The sequence below is a fragment of the Bacillus cereus group sp. BfR-BA-01355 genome (assembly GCF_022663675.1).
Classification (GTDB): Bacteria; Bacillota; Bacilli; order Bacillales; family Bacillaceae_G; genus Bacillus_A; species Bacillus_A thuringiensis_S.
In genome coordinates this window covers 1-544 of sequence record NZ_JAKUFY010000297.1, presented here as the reverse complement: position 1 = coordinate 544, position 544 = coordinate 1, and the positions used below count along the sequence as shown (strand labels likewise).

The following is a 544-nucleotide window of genomic DNA, read 5'->3' as shown; positions in this document are numbered from 1 at the left end:
CCAGCAACTAAACCTGTTACCGATAATCCGGAACAGAACCCAGCAACTAAACCTGTTACCGATAATCTGGAACAAAACCCAGCAACTAAACCTGTTACCGATAATCCGGAACAAAACCCAGCAGCTAAAATTGCTACTGGCAATCCAGAACATAAGCTAGCAAGCAGCCCTGTTGAGAATACAAATTCAGGTCCAAAGCAAATAACAACAAACATTTTAACCGGTGTAAAGTTGACGGATAAAGACGGAAAACCATTTACAGAGGATAACCGTCCAAGCACAGATTCCCCTGCCAATATTGAGTTTACATGGGAGCTTTTAAAATCAATGAATGTGAAAAGCGGAGATTACTATATTTTTGATCTTCCTAAACATTTTAAGATTTACAATACAATTAACAGTCCTTTATATGATAGTGAAAACAATCAAATTGGTAATTTTACTGTTACAAAAGACGGAAAAGTCACGATGACATTCAACGATTATGTTGAAGAGCATCCAGATGTTGCTGGTAACCTACAATTAAAGACAGAATTTAATAAAG

Annotated in this window: 1 protein-coding gene; it reads left to right on the top strand. The window is 36.8% G+C overall.

The genetic code is table 11. From position 1 onward, the window contains the following. On the top strand, window positions 1-544 hold a 544-nt coding region (locus MR167_RS31720), incomplete at both ends, for an Ig-like domain-containing protein (RefSeq protein WP_242316249.1).